This window comes from Paenibacillus sp. FSL R5-192 (assembly GCF_000517845.1).
In the GTDB taxonomy this organism is placed as follows: domain Bacteria; phylum Bacillota; class Bacilli; order Paenibacillales; family Paenibacillaceae; genus Paenibacillus; species Paenibacillus amylolyticus.
The window spans coordinates 1-19602 of record NZ_ASPR01000006.1; the positions used below are offsets into that span (position 1 = coordinate 1).

At 43.4% G+C, this 19602-nt stretch carries 20 protein-coding genes; 6 read left to right on the forward strand and 14 right to left on the reverse strand.

The window, feature by feature from the left end:
• Window positions 1–601: 601 nt before the first annotated feature.
• From C161_RS03565 to C161_RS31885, 3 genes are all read right to left on the reverse strand, one after another.
• The gene (locus C161_RS03565) at window positions 602–1777 is read right to left on the reverse strand and encodes a YhgE/Pip domain-containing protein (RefSeq protein WP_036668274.1); all 1176 of its coding nucleotides are present in this window, start codon (window positions 1775–1777) and stop codon (window positions 602–604) included.
• Window positions 1778–1857: 80 nt separating this feature from the next.
• Entirely contained in the window at window positions 1858–2289 is a 432-nt protein-coding gene (locus tag C161_RS03570; RefSeq protein WP_036605963.1) for a MarR family winged helix-turn-helix transcriptional regulator, read from the reverse strand.
• 165 nt (window positions 2290–2454) lie between these two features.
• Window positions 2455–2622, reverse strand: coding sequence for a DUF3934 family protein (locus C161_RS31885; RefSeq protein ID WP_074093608.1), 168 nt, complete (start codon window positions 2620–2622; stop codon window positions 2455–2457).
• Window positions 2623–2934: 312 nt separating this feature from the next.
• On the opposite strand from C161_RS31885, the gene licT reads away from it, so the two are divergent.
• The 3 genes from licT to C161_RS03585 all read left to right on the forward strand — a co-directional run bounded on the left by licT (window position 2935) and on the right by C161_RS03585 (window position 7330).
• Window positions 2935–3795: a BglG family transcription antiterminator LicT gene (licT, locus tag C161_RS03575; protein ID WP_036668276.1), complete on the forward strand. Its 861-nt coding sequence runs from the start codon at window positions 2935–2937 to the stop codon at window positions 3793–3795.
• A 184-nt stretch (window positions 3796–3979) separates the two neighbouring features.
• Window positions 3980–5878, forward strand: a complete 1899-nt coding sequence (locus C161_RS03580; protein WP_036668277.1) for a beta-glucoside-specific PTS transporter subunit IIABC — start codon at window positions 3980–3982, stop codon at window positions 5876–5878.
• A gap of 42 nt (window positions 5879–5920) precedes the next feature.
• The gene (locus C161_RS03585) at window positions 5921–7330 is read left to right on the forward strand and encodes a glycoside hydrolase family 1 protein (RefSeq protein ID WP_036668280.1); all 1410 of its coding nucleotides are present in this window, start codon (window positions 5921–5923) and stop codon (window positions 7328–7330) included.
• Window positions 7331–7431: 101 nt separating this feature from the next.
• Here the strand turns inward: C161_RS03585 and C161_RS03590 are convergent, their stop codons facing one another.
• The 3 genes from C161_RS03590 to C161_RS03600 all read right to left on the reverse strand — a co-directional run bounded on the left by C161_RS03590 (window position 7432) and on the right by C161_RS03600 (window position 9849).
• Window positions 7432–8652, reverse strand: coding sequence for an MFS transporter (locus C161_RS03590; RefSeq protein WP_036668281.1), 1221 nt, complete (start codon window positions 8650–8652; stop codon window positions 7432–7434).
• A 32-nt stretch (window positions 8653–8684) separates the two neighbouring features.
• Complete coding sequence (locus C161_RS03595) at window positions 8685–9284, reverse strand: TetR/AcrR family transcriptional regulator (RefSeq protein WP_036606079.1); 600 nt, start codon at window positions 9282–9284, stop codon at window positions 8685–8687.
• Window positions 9285–9432: 148 nt separating this feature from the next.
• Complete coding sequence (locus C161_RS03600; protein WP_036668407.1) at window positions 9433–9849, reverse strand: VOC family protein; 417 nt, start codon at window positions 9847–9849, stop codon at window positions 9433–9435.
• A gap of 278 nt (window positions 9850–10127) precedes the next feature.
• Between C161_RS03600 and C161_RS03605 the strand changes: the two genes are divergently transcribed.
• The gene (locus tag C161_RS03605; RefSeq protein WP_036668282.1) at window positions 10128–10883 is read left to right on the forward strand and encodes a class I SAM-dependent methyltransferase; all 756 of its coding nucleotides are present in this window, start codon (window positions 10128–10130) and stop codon (window positions 10881–10883) included.
• 112 nt (window positions 10884–10995) lie between these two features.
• Here C161_RS03605 and pbp4 read toward each other — a convergent pair whose 3' ends face one another.
• Entirely contained in the window at window positions 10996–13083 is a 2088-nt protein-coding gene (pbp4, locus tag C161_RS03610; RefSeq protein WP_036668284.1) for a penicillin-binding protein PBP4(5), read from the reverse strand.
• Window positions 13084–13260: 177 nt separating this feature from the next.
• On the opposite strand from pbp4, the gene C161_RS03615 reads away from it, so the two are divergent.
• Window positions 13261–13665 carry a CBS domain-containing protein gene (locus C161_RS03615; RefSeq protein WP_036605969.1) on the forward strand — a complete coding sequence of 135 codons (405 nt, stop codon included), beginning with the start codon at window positions 13261–13263 and terminating at the stop codon, window positions 13663–13665.
• A 114-nt stretch (window positions 13666–13779) separates the two neighbouring features.
• Here C161_RS03615 and C161_RS03620 read toward each other — a convergent pair whose 3' ends face one another.
• From C161_RS03620 to C161_RS03650, 7 genes are all read right to left on the reverse strand, one after another.
• Window positions 13780–14220: a hypothetical protein gene (locus tag C161_RS03620; RefSeq protein ID WP_036668285.1), complete on the reverse strand. Its 441-nt coding sequence runs from the start codon at window positions 14218–14220 to the stop codon at window positions 13780–13782.
• On the reverse strand, window positions 14217–14666 hold the full coding sequence (locus C161_RS03625; RefSeq protein ID WP_036668287.1) for a hypothetical protein: 450 nt from the start codon (window positions 14664–14666) through the stop codon (window positions 14217–14219). The genes C161_RS03620 and C161_RS03625 overlap by 4 nt, the downstream gene beginning before the upstream one ends.
• A 25-nt stretch (window positions 14667–14691) precedes the next feature.
• Window positions 14692–15168 (reverse strand): GyrI-like domain-containing protein, encoded by a 477-nt coding sequence (locus C161_RS03630; protein ID WP_036668288.1) that lies wholly within the window; start codon window positions 15166–15168, stop codon window positions 14692–14694.
• A 216-nt stretch (window positions 15169–15384) separates the two neighbouring features.
• Window positions 15385–16452, reverse strand: coding sequence for an ABC transporter permease (locus C161_RS03635; protein WP_036668289.1), 1068 nt, complete (start codon window positions 16450–16452; stop codon window positions 15385–15387).
• Complete coding sequence (locus C161_RS03640; RefSeq protein ID WP_235193726.1) at window positions 16449–17312, reverse strand: ABC transporter ATP-binding protein; 864 nt, start codon at window positions 17310–17312, stop codon at window positions 16449–16451. Before C161_RS03640 ends, C161_RS03635 begins: the two co-directional genes overlap by 4 nt.
• Window positions 17305–18153, reverse strand: coding sequence for a hypothetical protein (locus C161_RS03645; protein WP_036668293.1), 849 nt, complete (start codon window positions 18151–18153; stop codon window positions 17305–17307). The genes C161_RS03640 and C161_RS03645 overlap by 8 nt, the downstream gene beginning before the upstream one ends.
• Entirely contained in the window at window positions 18128–18700 is a 573-nt protein-coding gene (locus C161_RS03650) for an RNA polymerase sigma factor (protein ID WP_036668294.1), read from the reverse strand. Before C161_RS03650 ends, C161_RS03645 begins: the two co-directional genes overlap by 26 nt.
• A 274-nt stretch (window positions 18701–18974) precedes the next feature.
• On the opposite strand from C161_RS03650, the gene C161_RS03655 reads away from it, so the two are divergent.
• A complete protein-coding gene (locus C161_RS03655; RefSeq protein ID WP_235193727.1) occupies window positions 18975–19541 on the forward strand; it encodes a hypothetical protein in 567 nt (188 codons plus the stop codon).
• The last annotated feature ends 61 nt before the right edge of the window (window positions 19542–19602 follow it).

Below are 19602 nucleotides of genomic sequence, written 5' to 3' on the forward strand. Positions count from 1 at the left end.
TTCGCGTTCATTCTGCAAGCAGAATGTTTACTCACTCGTTGTTCAGTTTTCAAAGATCAAACTTGTTTTCGTTACCGAATGTTGTTCTCTTCAGCAACTCTTATATAATATCATGTCCGAACCAACTTTGCAAGCTCTTTTTTTAAGTTTCTTTCGAAGCTTATTTAATTCGCTTGCCACACCAGTGTTAAACCGTTTTTTCTTGGCCGGATTAATAATATATCACGTATAGATATTAATTACAATACTTAATTTAATAAAATTCATTTACCACAAATCAACTACCTTTACTGTGTTGCTCTCCTCTATCCCAGTTGCATCGTTTTTATATCCTAAAATCCATTCATACATCGCAATACATGTCTAATTTATTCTAAACTTATTAGCCTAGATCTCCTCTCATATATTTTAGCTTCATTTATATGCTCAATTTAGGTTGTCCTTTTATCAAGGTCATGCAAGATTACTGGGGGCACTGTAAGTTACCACGAGTATAAGTAGAGGTATTATAAAAGATAAACAAAAAAAGTGATGCACGCATATAACTATACGTGAACCACTTTCTTGTGTGTGTTATTACATTATATATAGAAGGAAACTCTTAATGTTGTGCCTGCACTGATGCTGGAGGCGTCATCGTCATTTTTCCATTACCTGCTTTTTGCATGCCAACTCGCAGCAACGTAATTCCCCACGTAATAATCGAGATCAACAGAAGATGAACCATGTATCCCCCCACTGCTTCTCCACTATAGATCAAACGCATAAATCCCTGTACCCCATTGGAAGCGGGCAGAAAGTTTCCAATATAACGGTAGAATGGCGCCAGCATCTCGGCTGGGATGATATTTCCTGCTGTCATCAACTGGAGCGGAACCATCGCTACATTAAATAGAGGGCCTGCATTACCAAACAGGGCAAAACTCATTTGTGTAAAACAGATACAAGCCAGACTCACCAGCACATGATACAGATACAAAGCGCCGAAGGAGCTCGCAACATCTGTGAACTGAAGAGCTACTGTATCCACAATTAGGGGAACAATCAAAGCTATACACAATAACAGCAATTGCCGTCCCCAGAAGATTTCCCATTTGGAATGGGTACGCTTCATGATATTCGACGTAATATTAAACTGAATATTCATAGTCATCGAAGCAATATAGGTGATAAAACCCAGAATCATGGGCAGCATCGATGTTGCAAAATCACTCACGCTGTTCGTTTTATTAATTTCAGCCTTCACAGGCCCTTCATTCATCTTCGCCATCGCTTGTCCAATAGCTGCACTCAGTTCATCGCTGTTTATACTATCGTTATTGAGTGTCACTTGAACCTTGGATTCCAGAATCCCTTGACCCATTTGTGCAGTCATTCCGGTCGCAGCATGTTCCACAATGGATTTGGCTACATCGGCATTTCCCTGATTGATATAAAAGGGTAAGCTCGCCTCTGTGCCTCCTGCAATCTGGTCAGTGAATCCTTCCGGAATAACAATAACCATCGCATAGTTACCTGCATTCATCTGTTGCTCAGCTTCCTCGGCAGATCCCAGAACATTGACATGGAAAGGCGCGAGCGTTTCAATCTGCTTCTGCACCTCTGTTCCCTGTGTCCCGTCTTCGTTCACCAGAGCAACTTGAAGTTGATCCACTCTCTCCGTGGCTTGATGATAACCCGTCATCCAGATCACAACAAATAACAGCGGAACAATCAATGCAAAAACCAATCCTATTTTTGTCTGTGGCACTTTAAAAAAATCTTTGAAGCTTCTCATTCGTTCACGACTCCTATTAGTTAAAATTAAAATAATTGCACTACATATATATGCACATGCACATAATTGCTCAAAAAAATTTATTTCATCTTTTCATAGATACGATTCATCACATTCATGAATGCTTCAAGCTCTTCAGGAGAACATTCGGCGAGTGCCTCTTGCTCTTGCTGTTTTGCCTTTGGTGTCAGAACGTTATTCATTTCCAGTCCTTCCGCCGTCAAACAAAGCAAAACCGCTCTGCGATCCTGTGGATCTTCTTCTCTTGTCACCAGACCTTTGCGAATCAACTTGTCTATAATTTTGCCTACCGTTGTCTGGTCCCGCACTGTTAATTCAGCCAGTTTTTTCTGTGATATATGACTTCCAGCCTTGCTCAATTCATTCAAGACTGCAAATTGTTCCGGAGTAATATCCTGTTCACTCAGATTTCTGGTTGTTGTTTTTTTGTATGCCAGATACGTCCGTGACAGAATCAGTCCAAGTGGATTTTCATCCATATTAACAGGCATGCTGTTGCTCCTTTCTCTATATAGTAGCACTACCATCTAATTTGCGTAAGCTCTATATTATTACCATATTTACATTACTGTCAATTTAATTTTTTATCTTTTCAAGCAAAAAGAGACCCACCCGTTAGTCAGGCAGCTCTCTCCTCTGGCATCGTCAAGCCATACTTACTCGGGCTTGCCACTTGAAGTTTCGGTATCGTCCTTCTTCTTTGTGCCTTTGCTTTTATAAGGCTTCGGTGCACTTTTCGCCCGGTTAGCAGCGGCTTGCCAACGGTTCCAGCCTTTTTTACCCGTACCACGGCCGGTGCCGCCTTTTCCTTTTGCATTGCTCATGTTATCACTCCAATAATCCTGTATATGCTTAAAAATGACCGTCCTCGGTAACTTATTATGCAACCCAGCCCATCTAATTCACTTCCAGCAATTCTTATTATACCAAAAATCCACGTCTTTACGTCCATTTCCATAAATCATTGTATTGTTATTCTGTTATGAAAGCGGTATAGTGGACATAATTGAAAGAGGAAGCTGCGTCTTCTTCGGGATTGTTACTGGTAAGCAGGCGATACCCAAACCAAGGCTGTCTATTAAGCCTTAGTTTGGGTTTTTTGTTTTTATTACGACCAATTGAGGTGAAACACATATATGATCATCCGTCAGATTTTTAACAACAATGTCATCCGGGCTGAGAACCAGGTTGGTCACGAATTTGTTGTCATTGGCAACGGTCTTGGCTTCAAAAAGAAAAATGGACAGCCTGTGGATGAGGATAAAATTGAAAAAACCTTTGTGCTGAAATCGGATAAAATACCACAAAAATTAATCGATTTGATTGGGGAAACATCTGTCGAATATTTGAAGTTAGCGGACGAAATTGTGGGCCATGCCAAAAAGGAAATGGGCGATATTTTTAGTGATAATATCTATATATCATTGATCGATCATATTCAGTTTGCCATTACCCGGTACCGTAAATCCGTCGGGCTGAAGAATTCCCTTTTGTGGCAGATCAAGAAGTTTTACAAGAAGGAGTTTGGGATTGGCATGAACGCTGTGGAGCTGATCCAGGAACAATTCGGCATCCAAATGGATGAACATGAGGCCAGCTTTATTGCGATGCATTTTGTAAACGCTCGTCAAGATGCTCAAGGTATGAAACAAACCGTTGAAATTACTGAAGTTATTGATGATATCTTCAACATTGTGACCAACCATTACCACATCGCCCTGGATGAAAATTCATTTAATTATTCCCGTTTTATTACCCATCTTCAATATTTTGTGCAGCGAATGTTGAGTAATGAACAGGAGCAATTTGCTTCTGGAGATAACTTTCTGTATGAACAGGTGAAGGACAAATATAGCAACGCTTTTGAGTGTACACAGCGGATCAATCAGTACCTTGAGGACAAGTTTGAAAGTGCCATGTCCATTGATGAAAAGGTGTATTTGACGATCCATATTCAACGTGTCACTTCCCGTAACGAGCTTCTCGACGCGGAATAAAAAAAGCTTGCAAACGATTTCGGCGTCATATATAGTAGGTCTCACAACTTAACGACAAGGATTGTTACTGCTCAAGCAGGCGATACCTAAATGATTGGCAACAGGTCATCTTTCCGATGATCATAGCCATTCGTTTAGGTATTTTTTTGTTTTCAGGCAATCTTAACAACAAAGGAGAATGAACATGGATCATAAAAAAATGGGGGATGACATCGTTCGTCTCGTCGGCGGAGAAGCCAATATCAACGGTCTTGTCCACTGTGCGACCCGGCTGAGATTCGACCTGAAAGATTCGAAAAAGGCCGAACGCGAAACGCTTGAAAAACACGATGGTATTATTACCGTTGTTGAAAGCGGCGGCCAGTTCCAGGTTGTCATCGGTAGTAACGTGGCTCATGTATATGCGGAGATCATGAAAAACCGAGATTTCGGAGGAGATTCCTCCTCATCAGCTGAGTCCATAGGGGAAAAAACCTCGCTATTATCCAAAGTTTTTGAAATCATATCCGGAAGTTTCTCACCGTTAATCCCGGCTATGGCAGGATCAGGTATGCTAAAAGCTTTGCTGACTGTCCTGACCATGCTCGGATGGATGTCGGATACAAGTGACACATACTTGATTTTATCCGCTGCCGGCAACGCTGTATTTTATTTTTTGCCCATCTTCCTTGGCATCACACTGGGTATGAAGCTGAAAGCCAATCCTTATGTAGCTGGCGTAATTGGTGCCGCTCTGATGGAACCGAGTTTCACTGGGCTGATGGATAAGGGCTCAGATGTATCGTTCCTGGGTATACCGGTTGTGATGATGAATTATTCAGCCAGCGTATTCCCAATCTTCATATCGATTAGTATCTACGCTGTTCTCGATAAGTTACTCAAGAAAATCATTTTGAAAGACCTGCAATTGTTCCTTGTACCAATGATTGCTTTGATGATTATGGTTCCGCTGTCCGCAATGGCCTTTGGACCATTCGGTACCACGGTAGGTGACTGGATCTCTTCCGGCGTAACTTGGCTCATTGGTGTCAGCGGTATATTATCAGGGGTTGTACTGGGTGGTTTCATGACCTTCATGGTTGTGTTCGGACTCCACTGGGGCTTCACTCCAATCACGATACAGAACATCGGGGTTGGCGGCGATCCGATTGAAGCCATGGCTGCTGCAGCTGTATTTGCACAAATCGGTGTAGCCTTCGGTATTTTCCTGAAAGCCAAAAAGAACAAAACCCTGCGCACTCTTGCTGGCTCGACCAGCCTTACCGGTTTGCTTGCAGGAGTAACTGAACCAATCGTATATGGTCTGATCTTGCGTTATAAACGTGTGATTCCTATCGTGGTCATCGCAGGTGCGATCGGCGGTGCCATCAATGGTCACTTTGGTGTTAAAATGACTGCTTATGTGTTCCACAATATATTTGCCATTCCTGTCTATACACCAACGGTTGTCTACGTGATTGCGATTGCCTGCTCCTTTGCGGTAGCAGCGGTATTAACGGTGATGTTTGGTTATGAAAGCAAAAGCAAAGACACAGCTTCCGAGACCAATGAATCTGTCTCCCACACGTCAGTTGAAAGTACGCCGGCAGAACTTCCTGTCGTACCTGAGACCAAAACAACGGAGATCAAGAAAGAACAAATTTATAGCCCACTTACTGGTAAAGCCGTAGCACTGAATACCATTAACGACCCAGCCTTTTCGACTGGTGCTATGGGCAAAGGTTTGGCGATTGTCCCTGAGATTGGCGAAGTTGTCGCTCCCGTAGATGGCGTTGTCACTTCCCTCTTCCCAACTGGACATGCCATTGGATTAACAACCAACGCAGGAACGGAAATCCTGATTCATATCGGCATCAATACAGTAGCGCTAAAGGGAAAACACTTCTCTCCAGTTGTTCAGGAAGGTGATATCGTCAGACAGGGCGATCTGTTGATCCAGTTTGACATCGATAAGATCAAGGAAGCCGGATACGAAACCGTAACCCCTGTCATTGTGACCCTAACGCAGCAAGAAGTGGATGTGTTCGAAACCAATCAAGAACATGTACAGAAAAACGATGTCCTGCTGACTCTCGTTGTCTGACCCAACTTATATTATACGAATTCAATTTAGGAGGAACTAACTATGAAACATACTCAACTGAAACCATTTCCTAAAGATTTTTTCTGGGGAGGTTCAACCTCTGCCTATCAGATTGAGGGAGCCTGGAATGAAGATGGTAAAGGCCCTTCTGTCATCGACATGGGGAATCATGTGGAAGGCGTAACCGACTTCAAGGTAACCAGTGATCACTATCATATGTACAAAGAAGATGTGGCGTTGCTCGCCGAAATGGGCTTTAAAGCCTACCGCTTCTCCATCGCATGGACACGCATCTATCCGCAAGGAGCAGGTGAAGTGAATCCGAAGGGCCTCGCCTTTTACGATTCCCTCATTAATGAGTTAATTAAATACGGTATTGAGCCCATTGTGACGATGTATCACTTCGATCTTCCTTATGCGCTTGAAGAAAAAGGCGGCTGGTCCAACCGAGCAACGATTGATGCTTTTGAACAATATGCCAAGACTCTTTATGAAAACTACGGAGATCGGGTTAAATATTGGCTGACCATCAACGAACAAAATATGCTAATCCTGCATCCTGGCTCTCTGGGTACACTGGATACAACACTTGTTGATCCGCAAAAAACACTGTATCAGCAAAATCATCACATGCTGGTTGCTCAAGCTAAAGCCATGGTCCTGTGTCATGAAATGCTGCCTGAAGCCAAGATTGGCCCAGCTCCCAATATCGGTGTAATTTACCCGGCGAGTTCCAAACCAGAAGACACACTCGCGGCTGATAACTATGCTGCCATTCGTAACTGGCTCTATCTCGATATGGCGGTATATGGACGTTATAACCATATTGCCTGGAGTTATCTCGAAGAGAAAGGATATACGCCTGTCATTGAAGACGGAGATATGGACATCCTGGCTCAAGGAAAACCTGACTTTATTGCGTTTAACTACTACACTTCCCAGACAGTTGGTGAAAGTCTGAACGATGGCAATGACTTCTCTCATACAGGAGACCAGCATGAAATCGTAGGTGAACCGGGCGCATATAGAGGATCTGTGAATCCCAATCTGCAAAAAACGGAGTTTGGCTGGGAAATTGATCCCGTGGGCTTCCGCTCTACCCTGCGCCAGATCTACTCCCGTTATCACCTGCCATTGATTGTTACGGAAAATGGTCTGGGTGCCTTTGATAAACTGGAGGAAGGCGACGTGGTTAACGATCCATATCGTATTGAATTCTTCAATAAACATATCGAACAGATTCAACTGGCGATTACGGACGGCGTGGATGTATTTGGCTTCTGCCCTTGGTCTGCGATCGATCTGGTCAGCACACATCAAGGGTCGAGCAAACGTTATGGATTCATCTATGTGGATCGTGAGGAATTCGATATCAAGGAATTGAGACGTATCCGCAAACAGAGTTTCCACTGGTATCAAAAACTGATTGAAACGAATGGAGAAGTCCGTTAATACACGTACTATTAAAAAAGTCGACTGCACATGAAACATGTGTAGTCGACTTTTTTGGTGTTGATGCATTGATGTGAAAGCTTTCTTTTCCAATTATAAAATTACATTTCAGCCTTCGGTTGCTTTACCGCTTTGGCCCCTCTGAGTACCCGCAGGGATAACAGGAAACAGATCGCCAAAACGGCTGCTGCTGAAACATAAGGATAGTTAATATTCACATCGAACAGTGCTCCAGCTACGATTGGACCTGCGATATTCCCCAAACTGGTATACGCCGAGTTCAATCCGGCCACAAAGCCCTGTTGTTCTTGTGCCAGTTTGGACATCTGTGTACTAATCGCCGGACGTAAAATATCCATACCCAGAAAGACGATAAACGTTACGACAAGAATCATCCAGTACGTACTTACAAACAAGGTCAACAGTACAAATACGGCTACAAATAACAGACAGACCGATATAACCATCTTTTCACCAAACCGATTGAGCAACCAACCGATCAGAGATACTTGCACAACCGCACCCGCGATGGAGCCAAATGTAATAATAAATGCAATGTCTTTGGTCGTGAAGCCAAACTTGTGATCCACAAATAGTGAAAATACCGTCTCATAGTTCGCCAGACCAAATGCCATAACAAACACAATAATCAAGCTGAAAAAGTACGGTTCACGGTATGAATTCAGCAATTGGGATACCATACCCGGAGCTTTGACCTTCGTTAAACCAGGGATAGGTTTACTTTGTTCTCCTGTGCTTCGCGTGGATTCCGGCAAAATAATCAATGTGATAATTGATGCCAGCAACCCGGCAACCCCTGCGGCGTAGAATGGAATTCGAATGCCAAAGTCCGCAATGTATCCACCAATTCCCGGACCGATGATAAATCCAGTTGTAATGGCTGCATTAATCAAGCCCATACCTTTACCGCGTTCTTCCTCTGTTGTAATATCTGCGGTATAAGCCATAACCGCCGGGAAGATCATCGCCGCACCAATACCGCCTAACATGCGGGCTGCGAAGAGCAAGACTGGTGCATTGACCGCACCAAACATAAACTCCGATACGGCAAAGATCAGCATGCCGCCAACGATAATTTTCTTACGTCCCCATGTATCCGACCAACGACCCGCAAGCGGGGAGAACAGAAACTGGGTGAAGGAAAATGCCGCTACCAGCAATCCAACCGTGAATCCGGTGATATGCAGTAGATCCATATACGCAGGCATGATCGGCACAACGAGACCAATACCTGTAAAAACGAGAAAAATATTAAACATTAACAGCAGCAGTGCGCCCCTGTTCCGTGTTAGTAATGCCATGATTCCATCCTCCGTAGTTGTCAAAATGTTGCTTAAGCTTTATCTTTTGCAATCCCGTGCAAGAATACACTAGCGGCCTGACGATATAGAGCGAGAGCCTGATCAGGTTCCATCCCCCGTGACATCTGACTAAGGCCAATAATGGTACTTTCCAATATGAGCGCGAGATTATCTACATTGTCTGCTTTGAACTCACCGCTCTCAATGCCTTGCTCTATCATTTGTTTATTAAATTGAATATGCCGCTCAAACATTAAGGAGATCCGCTCCTCAATATCATTTTCTTTCTTTTCCCCTGTGAAGAACTCATCAGCTGCCTTCGTCAGCGGGTGATTCATATCATCCATGACGAGTTGTTCCGCCAAACCATAAATTTTCTCCGTGGAGGTGCGATAGAGATGTTCTTTGGCCGCCCAGCTCTCTTCCCACTCCCGGTCCCACTCATCGATTAGATAGAGGAACAGACCTTCCTTACTTTTAAAATGGTAATATATATTGCCTTTGCTGCTGCCCGTCGCAGCTACAATATCCTCAATGGACGTTGCTTTATAACCTTTTTGTACAAAAAGGGCTTTGGAAGCATCCGCAAGTTTCTTCTTGGTCTGCTCAGTCTGTAGTTGTTTTTTATTCATATTCATTCCATTTCACTCCGTCCCATCCATACTGAACATTCGTTCTGTATTTTAACAGATGCACCCAATATAAGCAATGAAAAAGGTACGACTGAAATAACTATAACCTTCCTATTAATCTAGGAAGGCTGTAGTTATTTTCATTTTATTACTCGGAAGGAAAAGCGCTGAGATCCATATAGGAAACTTCCCACAGGTGATCATCCAGATCCTGAAAACTCCATCCGTACATAAATCCGTGATCTTGTGGTTCGTTGGATGGCTTCCCTCCTGCATCGAGGGCAGCTTGTACAATCACATCTACCTGCTCACGGCTATCTACAGAAAGGGCAACGATGACTTCGGTTGTATCGGCGGCATTGGAGATTTTTTTCAAAATGAAGGATTGGAAACGTTCCTCCACCAGAAGCATGGCGTAAATATTTTCCCCGATGATCATACAAGTAGCAGACTCGTCCGTAAAATTGGCGTCAAACTCAAATCCCACCTTGGTAAAAAACTCAACGGATTTCTTCAAATCTTGAACAGGTAAATTGACAAAGATCTGCTTAGCACGAATAGCCACCATTGATCACCTCGAACTCATAGAATACATTCCACCTCAAAATAACACCTCGCGTATACGCTGTCAATTGAATATAATGGAGACATTCCAACTTGTGAGGTGACACGGATGTTGCTGCGTATTGTTCGAAGTAATTAGTCGTCGGGCTGGGTCAAAACGCGTACCAGCTATCAAGGGACACGTCTGTCCATTTGATCCTATTCGACCATTTACATTAGAACGATTTGGCACAACTCTCTTGTCCTGTTCAAACAAACTCACATTGGAGGAATATGAAAATGAAAAACAAAATAGATTACGCTGACTTTTATGAACGCGTAGGCCGGACGAATGGCTGGAACTTCAGCTCCATGAACGTTGTCTCTGAGAACATCGGATGGAACTTCTATGAGGAAGTTGTTCGCCATACACGATCGTCCGATCTGTTGCTGGATATTGGAACAGGTGGTGGAGAAGCCATTCTGTCCATTGCGGAAGAAGCCTTATTACTGGTGGGAATTGATCTCGCTCAAGGAATGATTGAAACCGCACAGCAGAATCTTCTGGCTGCAGGAGCTCATTCCAATGTACGCTTTCTTCATATGGACGCAGAAAAACTGCATTTTCCAGATTGCTTCTTTAATGTGGTATCTTCCAGACACTCCGGATTCTCAGCTTCAGAAGTATTTAGGGTTCTTGCTCAGGGTGGGATATTTCTAACCCAGCAGGTCAGCGAACATGATAAATCCAACCTTTCAGAAGCTTTTGGCCGTGGACAGAGCCTTGGCATTCAACCTGGCACATTGATGGAACGATACAAGCATGAACTTCAAACAGCAGGTTTCCATGACATTCAGGCCCATGAATATAATGTGGTGGAGCATTACGCTACACCCGAAGATTTGATGTTTCTCCTAACCCATGCACCCATCATTCCTGATTTCGGAAAGGTAGAAACTGACTTTGAGCGATTCCAGCAGTTTGTGAATGAACATCACGACGAGAAGGGCATTCGTACCAACTCGGCACGCTTCATGATCACTGCAAGGAAATAAATAGATCCCATATTGAATAAAATGAAACAAAAAAAGACCCGGTCACATGTGAGAACCATAACATGGTGACCGAGTCTTTATACTATGCTTGCGAGGCTATATTAAATCGGATTTACTGCGTAATCTCCAACTTTTCCAAAAAAGGCTTTAATTTATCCACGACATAGTGGCTTCCACCTCGGCCGTTCACCTCTTCAATTACAGCGGATAACAGGAAGGTCGGAGAGTCGGTATCAAACACTACGAAAAATCCGTTTTCCTGTCCCTTCTCTCCCTTTTTCGCTTTCAGTTCCGCTGTTCCCGTCTTGCCCGCGAGCCCCCCAGGAATTGAATTCAAGGTATGGGCGGTGCCTCCCTGCCGGGAAACAACTTCTCCCAAAGCATCCTTGACCGTATTTGCGGCTTCCGGAGTAATAATTACCTCAGGGTCAGTGCTTTCTTTTCCCTCGATCAGAACAGGTTTCACCAGCTTCCCTTCATTAATAAAAGGTGTAAATGACGACGCCAGATGAATCGGGGACATTAACATCTCCCCTTGCCCGTAGGACGTATCAGCGAGTAACACCTCAGACGACAGATCCAGATGTGCTTCGTTGGCATATTGGCTTGGCTTCAGATACAGTTCATCCAGTCCAAAGTTATCGCCAAAACCAAATTTCTGGATCCCATCAATAAACTTGGCGCTGCCCATCTCGATCGCTTCCATGGCAAAGTAAATATTGTCCGAGTACACCAGAGCATCGACCATGTTAACCGGCGATAAACTCTTCACACGCTTGACATAATAACCGCCCCAACTATCGTCTTTACGCCATTGCAAGCCAGAGATATCATGGGTTTTGTCTGCTGTGGTCACCTTCTCCACCAGTCCCGCTGCGGCTGTAATCGCTTTGAAGGTTGATCCTGGTGCATACCGGGTAGTGACTCTGTTGATAAAAGGAAGCTTCTCATTCGCCGAATAAGCATCCCATTCTGCCTGAGTAAGTCCTGTAACCATCTTGTTCGGGTTATAGGAAGGCGCACTGACCAACGCCAGCAGGTTGCCTTCCGTCGGATTCATTAGAACCATTGCACCGGCGTCTCCACCGCTGGATAATGTCTGATACAATTTCTTTTGCTGTTTGGAGCTAATCGTCAGCTGAACATTCTGTCCATCTACAGCATCCTTGCGAATAAGCTCAGAACGAGAGTTACCGGATTCATCCGTGATTTCAATCAGACCACCACGTTCACCACGCAGCTGCTTCTCCATGGACTGCTCCAAACCCGCTTTGCCAATCCAATCTTCTGCGCGATAATATCCTTCCGTATCCTTATCCAGATCTTCCTTGGTGGCTTTGCGCACGTATCCAATCAGGTGTGCAGCCGCATTGCCGAGTGGATAATAGCGGATTTCCTTGCTTTGCATCGTAACCCCGCTTAAAGATTCTGGTACGTCAAACTCCTCCGTTGAACCAATCGGGACAAAATACTCTGGCTTCACCCATGTCTGCGCAAGCGCCTTCTGAATGGCATCTTCCGAAACCTGATAATGGCTCGCGATTCGGGCAATCATCTGGTCCGGGTTATCACCAAGTTTCTCAGGTACAATGCCCCATTCATTCATCGTTCCCTTGGTAGCGAGCGGCAAACCATCACGATCCACAATGTCTCCACGATCCGGGAACAGTGTCCTCACTCGTACCTTACTGCCCTTAACCATGTCTTTCAGGATCAGTGAAGGCTGCCAGTTAATTTGCCAGTTTTTTCCCCCGTCCTCAAGCTCGTGCCGGACCAGTTTCAATGTATGCGTCTCACTGACTTCACCCAAAAAAGTTGTCAGTTGCAGGTTGTAATCCACCTCATACATATCCGGGTTTTGTTTCTCTGCATCGGTCTTACTGCCATCGGAAGTCGTTTCGGCAACATCCACAGGTTTAACCTCCGCCTTGACGGTGGATACTTCCATACCCGAATAGATCGCATTGTATTTCTCAACAAATTGTTCCTTGTTCATGCCCGACTCTTGCAGCGAAGCAGGTGTCATCAAGGTGTACAACTGGTCAAATTCTTTTTTTTGCAGATGCTCTATGTATTGATTCACGGTAGTCTGGGGTTTGGCCTCTGCTTCTTTGTTATTCTGCATGTATAGATACATTCCGATTCCACCTGCAAACAAGATGGGCAGCAGTCCGTACATTAATTTACGTTTGGATTTCATGGTTACATCACCTCTAATATACACTATAGATTTCCAGAGCCATTTAAACAATGAAACAAATCTGACGAATTTATCATTAAAAATAGCCGAAAGCTCACATAATATGTTTAAATAAGGAGAGTGAGATTACATACTAAAGCTTTTTTGCTATGCAAAAGGCTGAAAAGGAGCCCGATGATGGAAATCAGCTATTTTTTACTCCCCAAAGCCGAAGTGGCCTATATCAAGTCTACCGCTTCCATGAAAGATGCTATTGAGCAATTGGAATCGCAACACTACACCGCCGTTCCCGTGATTGACCAGGATGGAAAATATGTTGCTACCCTGTCCGAAGGCGATTTGTTATGGAAAATGCGAAATACACCCGGATTGACTTTTGATACGATGGATCAGGTTCAAGTCCATGAGATTAACAATCGGGTATATAATGAATGTGTATTCATTGAGGCTGAAATGGAGGATATGCTGACACTTGCAGCAGACCAAAATTTTGTGCCCGTGGTGGATGTCGATCGTGTCTTCCTCGGTATTATCCGTCGTAAGGATATTATTGAATACTATACGCGTAACATTTCGGATTAAATGAAGTCAAACATCCTGTAATAAACGAATATTCAACTCGAAAGGGTACTCCTGTGGTCATGTTTTGGCCAAACCGGGGTACCCTTTTTGTTTCATGGTCTGGTCGGAATCATTCTAGTTACGCTTAGCCCGCTCTTCAATGTAATAACTCAACACGTCCCTCGGACTTCCCTGAAATGCACGCTCTCTGCCGAACTCATACGCCTGATGCAAATATGAATACGCCTCGTCATGCTGTTCAAGTCTCATGCAGATCATGCCGAGATCGATCAACGGACTCGTACTTCTATCCGAACTCCGCGTACTTAACGATATCTCAGCCCAAGGCTTGGCCAGTCCATACTGTTTCAGATCGATATGTGCATTCGCATGACAGGATGCGATCCAGCTTGCAATCTCCCATTCCATCTTCGGCTCGGGCAACATGCCCCATGCCTGATCATAATAGATAAGTGCTTGTTCATGTTGTTGCGTCTCATCCAGCACATTACCGACTTCTACCGTTTCTACAATTTGTCGCTCCAGTTCGGCATGTTCCGGTGTCAGATCTTTCATTGCACCGTCTCCTCCTCCAGAACGAAATACCACTCCAGAAAAGCATTGAAATCAGCCCACTGCGGCTCACTCTCGCCATTAAGAAACCGTTCAATCGATTCACCCAGTTCCACCAGTACCACTTCTCCCGTCTGACGGTTGTAGAAAAATCCACCTTCACCTTCAAAACTGTCCAGTGGAATATACGCCTCGGGAAGTCCCAGTGTAAGCTGTGCTACATCCATGTCTTCCATATATACGGTGTTCTCCATAAACCAGCAGATCTGATACAACTCCTGATGCCTGCTGTAGAAAGTTGGTCCATCCTCTACATGTAAATAAAATTGTGCAAAATCCGATTGAAGATCAATCTCCAGCTTTTGCAATGCTTCTTCGTAGGTTGCTGGAACATCTTCATGCCACCAGCCTTGCTCCTGGCAATGATCAATCACTTTATGGGATAACATCGCAGACCTCCTAATTCAATTTTGCTCACACAGATTTTACAGGTATCCAGACTTGGGGAGGTGTGCCATCACCTTTGTACACTTCAAGTTCTGGAATCCCTGCATGCTGATATGAAGTGGAAGGAAACCACTCTGTCATAATATAGTGCCACAACCGTTGTATCGCTTCCGGCTCTAGTTCATCAGCTTCAAATACGACCCAATGGGACGCAGGAAGTTCGATGGACACCAAACCTTCAGGCACTTCACCTGAGTAAGAGGTAGCAATCCAATACTCCATTTGATTATCCTTCAGCTCTCTCTGATCCACACAGATGCCCACCAGACCGGGAATAGCTCCGTTATTGAACCCGTTTAAACGTTCCTCAATGCCGTCTGCCAAAGCATCCTGCCACATCTTAGGAATTTCTATTAAATTCTCACCATCCACACAAGAGAACGTTCGTTTGATGCCTACAAAGGTAAGAGACTGTTGTTCGATCACATGTTCATTCACATTCATTAGATGGACTCCTCTCCGAGAGCGATACGGGGCACGGTTCTCCATGACCCATTCATGAAAACATTGTCCCATACATGATATATACCTCCGATATGTCCTACAGTTACTGTATCAAAAGAGTAAGTAGATTGGAAATAGTGCCAGTACTCCTGCAAATAAAAAAAGTCCGCAGTGACTGCGAACCATATCTCTAAAAGGAATCACTCATAGCTTCACTCAAGAAAACACTTCCCGGCTATGGAATATACGATATGTGGCAAGTATAGTCGAAACAGTCATGAAAGCCATCACAACTATATATAAGGTTAAATAAGATATATTCAGTCCGAATAAGGAATAGTTTATTTGTGTTTGATAAAGCCCTGTTACCCGTATCATGGTACTTATCGAAAATTTTTCGACCCAATTTAATGACCCGGAATTCAAATTTAATACGTCAAAGGCCAAGTATGGCAGACCTACTATCACGGTATTCACAATTATAGCTATAAAGGATGTAGAACTGAGGACGGATACCAGTAAAACAATAGATGCAAAGACCAAGCTACCTGCTATATGAGTAAACAATTGAACTAAATAATATTGAAAAGCAGTAAACGTATATGGTGAGAACTCATAATCAAAGCTGTAAACATACATGCCCACGCTCTGTATGGAAGTATCCGCCCCAGCCAGATTACCAAACCTTAACCAATATAAAACCAAGTTTACCCCAGTAAATAAAACGGCACACATCACAACGTACAATATGGAAGCAATGCATTTTGCTGATACAAGCTTGCTTTTTCCTCTTTTGCTGCTACGCAGTAATGATGCTGTACCTAGTACATATTCTTCGGTAAATACCGGAGCCAACCCTAGCAGAATCATAATCATCATAAAAACTACACCGAATTGATCAATGTATTCCAGTAGGTAACCCCAAGGTTTATTATAATAAATTTCGGATACATTCACTGTTCGCTCCATGATGTTGCCATGATCATCATATCGTGTACTGTTCTTAATCGCCTCTGGAGAAAAAAACACAATATCGTACAATGCACCATATTGGTATCTACCTTTGGTACTATCCCAAATGGAATCATATTGATTATGTGCGACTTTTACCTTCTCTGTTGTAATAGCACCTTCATAAGGTTTGTAAAAGGCGGAACCATCCATTATCCCAGGATGCCTCCAAAATGAGTATACGACTAGAAAAACAATTAAAATAGACAATGCTATGCCAATACTTTTACGCGTTATAATTTTATAAAACTCGAATTGAGTTAAACGAATCAAGACTTCGTCTCCTCTCCAAAATAGTGCATATATACATCTTCAAGCCGAGGTGATTCTCGTACGGCTTGCGGGACAGGCTGTTCTTTGGCCAGTATTCTGGCTACGATTCCATCAGACTCATAAGACAAACCACTTACTTTGAAATGAGAGGTAAGATCAGCAAGTTGCTGCGGATTTAATTTCGCTTTCCATACGTTATTTTTCATCCGGTTCATAATCTCTTCCGGAGTATTATGGGCGATGAGTTGCCCTTCATTCAACAAAATCATCTCCTTACATGAAAACTCCAAATCAGAAATGATATGCGTAGATAACATTACAATACGATCTCTTCCCAGCTCGCCGATAATGTTACGAAATCGAATGCGCTCTTTGGGGTCCAATCCAGCTGTAGGTTCGTCAAGAATCAAAATTTGTGGATCATTCAACAAAGCTTGGGCAATTCCCAATCGCTGCTTCATTCCTTCGGAGAATGTGCGGATTTTATGTTGTGCTTGATTTTCAAGGCCCACCGTCACTAGCGTTTCCTGCACACGTGCTGAAGCTTGACTAATACCGATCCCTTTCAAAGAGCACATATACATGAGAAATTTATAAGCACTGAATCGGTTATAAAATCCAAATCGCTGGGGCATGTAGCCCAACAAACTTCGATAACGGTCTCCCATGTTTTGGATAGACTGCCCGTTCAACAAAATTTGTCCAGACGTGGGCTTGGAAATGTCTACAATCATGCGAAGCAATGTTGTCTTCCCTGCTCCATTCGGCCCAAGAAGACCGTAAACACCACCACTGGATAGTTCTAGTGAGACTTCTTTTACAGCCAACTTGTTCCTGTATTTCTTGGATACGTTATCCATGGTCAGTATCAAAGGAGTAACCTCTTTCTGTCTGTGATGTATATTTCCTTGCCATCTCATAGATCTGACTGATTAATAGTAAAACTCCGCATAGAGCCATCGCTATAAGTACTGTGGGCTGGATCGATTGAAGTAGAGTCTTCAATTCGGGATTACTTAGTACAAGCCAAACCAGCGCGAACCATACAATTAAAAAGATACTGACGGCTGTCCCACCTCTGACACGCATCGCAAGCCATAGACTTGTACCTGCTGCTATCATAAGCTGTGTATACGAGAGGCCGATAGCACTCCATGATATGGAAACATCTTTTTCGCTTGATATAAGTAAATTAAGCAAAACAACAAACGCCATATTCCCAATAAGTACTACGATTAGACGGGTAAGCATCAGTTGCTGTGCCGTGATTTTGCAGGTCAGTTCGATTTCCATTAATCCTTGATCTCGACCTTTAAAAACTTCTAGCAAACCAAGTACAAATGGAACAGGAACTATAAAGAGCACACTCATGTACGGGTCTGTCGTACTGTGAGTACCTAGCCAATAGCCGAACAACAAGAGCATTGAACAAACTAACCAGTAAGATTTGTGGAAGACAGCAACCTCACCATAAACTAACTGGAACAATTCCTTGACTGAATTCCCAGATGATTTTTGTTTCAGGTGAGCATTCATGTGATCTGGCATATATGTATCCAGTATTCTAATTGTCTTGTCAATCTCCATCTCGGATGGAAATTCGACCGGATACTCATCCAGATATGAAGCAATTTCGTTGTACTCTTCTATTTCCAACTCTGTTACAGGATTCAGTTCATCTCCGTTTCCTCTGCTTTTCATCCCGTTCACCTCCCACAATAATCTCCTTTAATTTCGTTATCCCCAATCGAATGCGCGACTTCACGGTCGATTCGTTGGTTCCCGTAAGTTCAGCAACTTCCCTGATCTTCAATCCATTGTAATAGTTTAGAATGACTGCATCTCGCTGGTGATCAGGCAAACTTAATACTGCGCGCCTGACTTGCTCATTCTGAAATCGCTTATGAAAAATATTCCAAACATTCTGTTGTTCACTGGCAGGGAACGCATCCTCAGTTAATTCACTCTCTCTTTGTTGCTGCTTGAACTCCCGCCCACGATAATAATCTCTACAATGGTTCACTGCAATCTTCAGTAGCCAGTGACTGAATTTACCTGTGTTCTGATACTTGTCCAAGGAATTCATCATTTTTACAAATACCTCTTGTGTTAGATCATAAGCAGTATGGTACTCTCCGGTTTTCCGGTAAACATAAGCAAATATCGACTGATAGTGCCGCTTCACCAGTACTTCCATGGCAGCACGGCTACCTTCGCGAATCTCTTGAATAAGCTCTTCATCATTCAACGCTCCCTCACCCCCTCTATAAACAATTAACGAAATTTGGATAGTAAAAGATCAAAAGCATAGAAGTATATTTTTCTGAATATAACAAAATTTCAAAAAAGAAGTATTAATACATTGGCTCTGATCCAAATTTACTCAGGCGTGCGAACTACTGGCTTCATCCTTCATTTCCTTATTCTGGTGCAACTTTATTGTTACTCGTTCGTCTAACTACTGACCAACAACGAAGGAGATGACTATGCGAATAACTTGCAGCCCCGGTTTTCCTGGAAGCATGATTGGATCGATTGATCTTCAGCCATCGAAGTATTACACCCCACCTTCCAGTAACAGTAAGATCACAGAATATGTTGACCCCGAACTCGTTACCATTCCCTATGTAGAAGATCCGGAATTCGGATCACACTTTGACAACATGAAGGTTATGAACGGAACTTATAAAGATGAAATGCATGTGAGCTATGATGTCGAATTTACGATTGATGTAGATAAAAAAGGTTATATTACGCAATTCGAGCATACGTTCCAGCTGGAACGTTATCTGGATCTGGTTCGCACAAAGTCCTATAAAGTGATCAAGACAAACTGGTGCGGACAAACATTTCACGTGATGACGTACAGTTACCTGGAGGAAGTCATTCATCCGAAAAATGTCCTTTTTAAATGTAACCTCGCAGAAGACGTTTTTGTGGTAGCTGAACTTGTCTCCAATCGCTCAGATGAAAGTGCAACTGAGCACGGTATCAGGGATCTTCATTTCCGTGCATTAATCTCGGCACGAGATGATCTGTACCCATTAGATTATATGTGTGAGCCTGATTTCGACCTGAGTATCGACTAAAAAGTAGATACATATGTAGAAAGAGCATAAGCTGTCCCCAATCAGCGGGGTGGCCTGTGCT

Coding starts and splice junctions, on each gene's coding strand:
- C161_RS03590 (WP_036668281.1), bottom strand. CDS start 8,652: ATGGCATTACTAACACGGAACAGGGGCGCACTGCTGCTGTTAATGTTT.
- C161_RS03655 (WP_235193727.1), top strand. CDS start 18,975: ATGATTGGATCGATTGATCTTCAGCCATCGAAGTATTACACCCCACCT.
- pbp4 (WP_036668284.1), bottom strand. CDS start 13,083: ATGAAATCCAAACGTAAATTAATGTACGGACTGCTGCCCATCTTGTTT.
- licT (WP_036668276.1), top strand. CDS start 2,935: ATGATCATCCGTCAGATTTTTAACAACAATGTCATCCGGGCTGAGAAC.
- C161_RS03620 (WP_036668285.1), bottom strand. CDS start 14,220: ATGAAAGATCTGACACCGGAACATGCCGAACTGGAGCGACAAATTGTA.
- C161_RS03565 (WP_036668274.1), bottom strand. CDS start 1,777: ATGAGAAGCTTCAAAGATTTTTTTAAAGTGCCACAGACAAAAATAGGA.
- C161_RS31885 (WP_074093608.1), bottom strand. CDS start 2,622: ATGAGCAATGCAAAAGGAAAAGGCGGCACCGGCCGTGGTACGGGTAAA.
- C161_RS03640 (WP_235193726.1), bottom strand. CDS start 17,312: ATGGATAACGTATCCAAGAAATACAGGAACAAGTTGGCTGTAAAAGAA.
- C161_RS03585 (WP_036668280.1), top strand. CDS start 5,921: ATGAAACATACTCAACTGAAACCATTTCCTAAAGATTTTTTCTGGGGA.
- C161_RS03580 (WP_036668277.1), top strand. CDS start 3,980: ATGGATCATAAAAAAATGGGGGATGACATCGTTCGTCTCGTCGGCGGA.
- C161_RS03615 (WP_036605969.1), top strand. CDS start 13,261: ATGGAAATCAGCTATTTTTTACTCCCCAAAGCCGAAGTGGCCTATATC.
- C161_RS03605 (WP_036668282.1), top strand. CDS start 10,128: ATGAAAAACAAAATAGATTACGCTGACTTTTATGAACGCGTAGGCCGG.
- C161_RS03645 (WP_036668293.1), bottom strand. CDS start 18,153: ATGAAAAGCAGAGGAAACGGAGATGAACTGAATCCTGTAACAGAGTTG.
- C161_RS03595 (WP_036606079.1), bottom strand. CDS start 9,284: ATGAATAAAAAACAACTACAGACTGAGCAGACCAAGAAGAAACTTGCG.
- C161_RS03625 (WP_036668287.1), bottom strand. CDS start 14,666: ATGTTATCCCATAAAGTGATTGATCATTGCCAGGAGCAAGGCTGGTGG.
- C161_RS03570 (WP_036605963.1), bottom strand. CDS start 2,289: ATGCCTGTTAATATGGATGAAAATCCACTTGGACTGATTCTGTCACGG.
- C161_RS03630 (WP_036668288.1), bottom strand. CDS start 15,168: ATGAATGTGAATGAACATGTGATCGAACAACAGTCTCTTACCTTTGTA.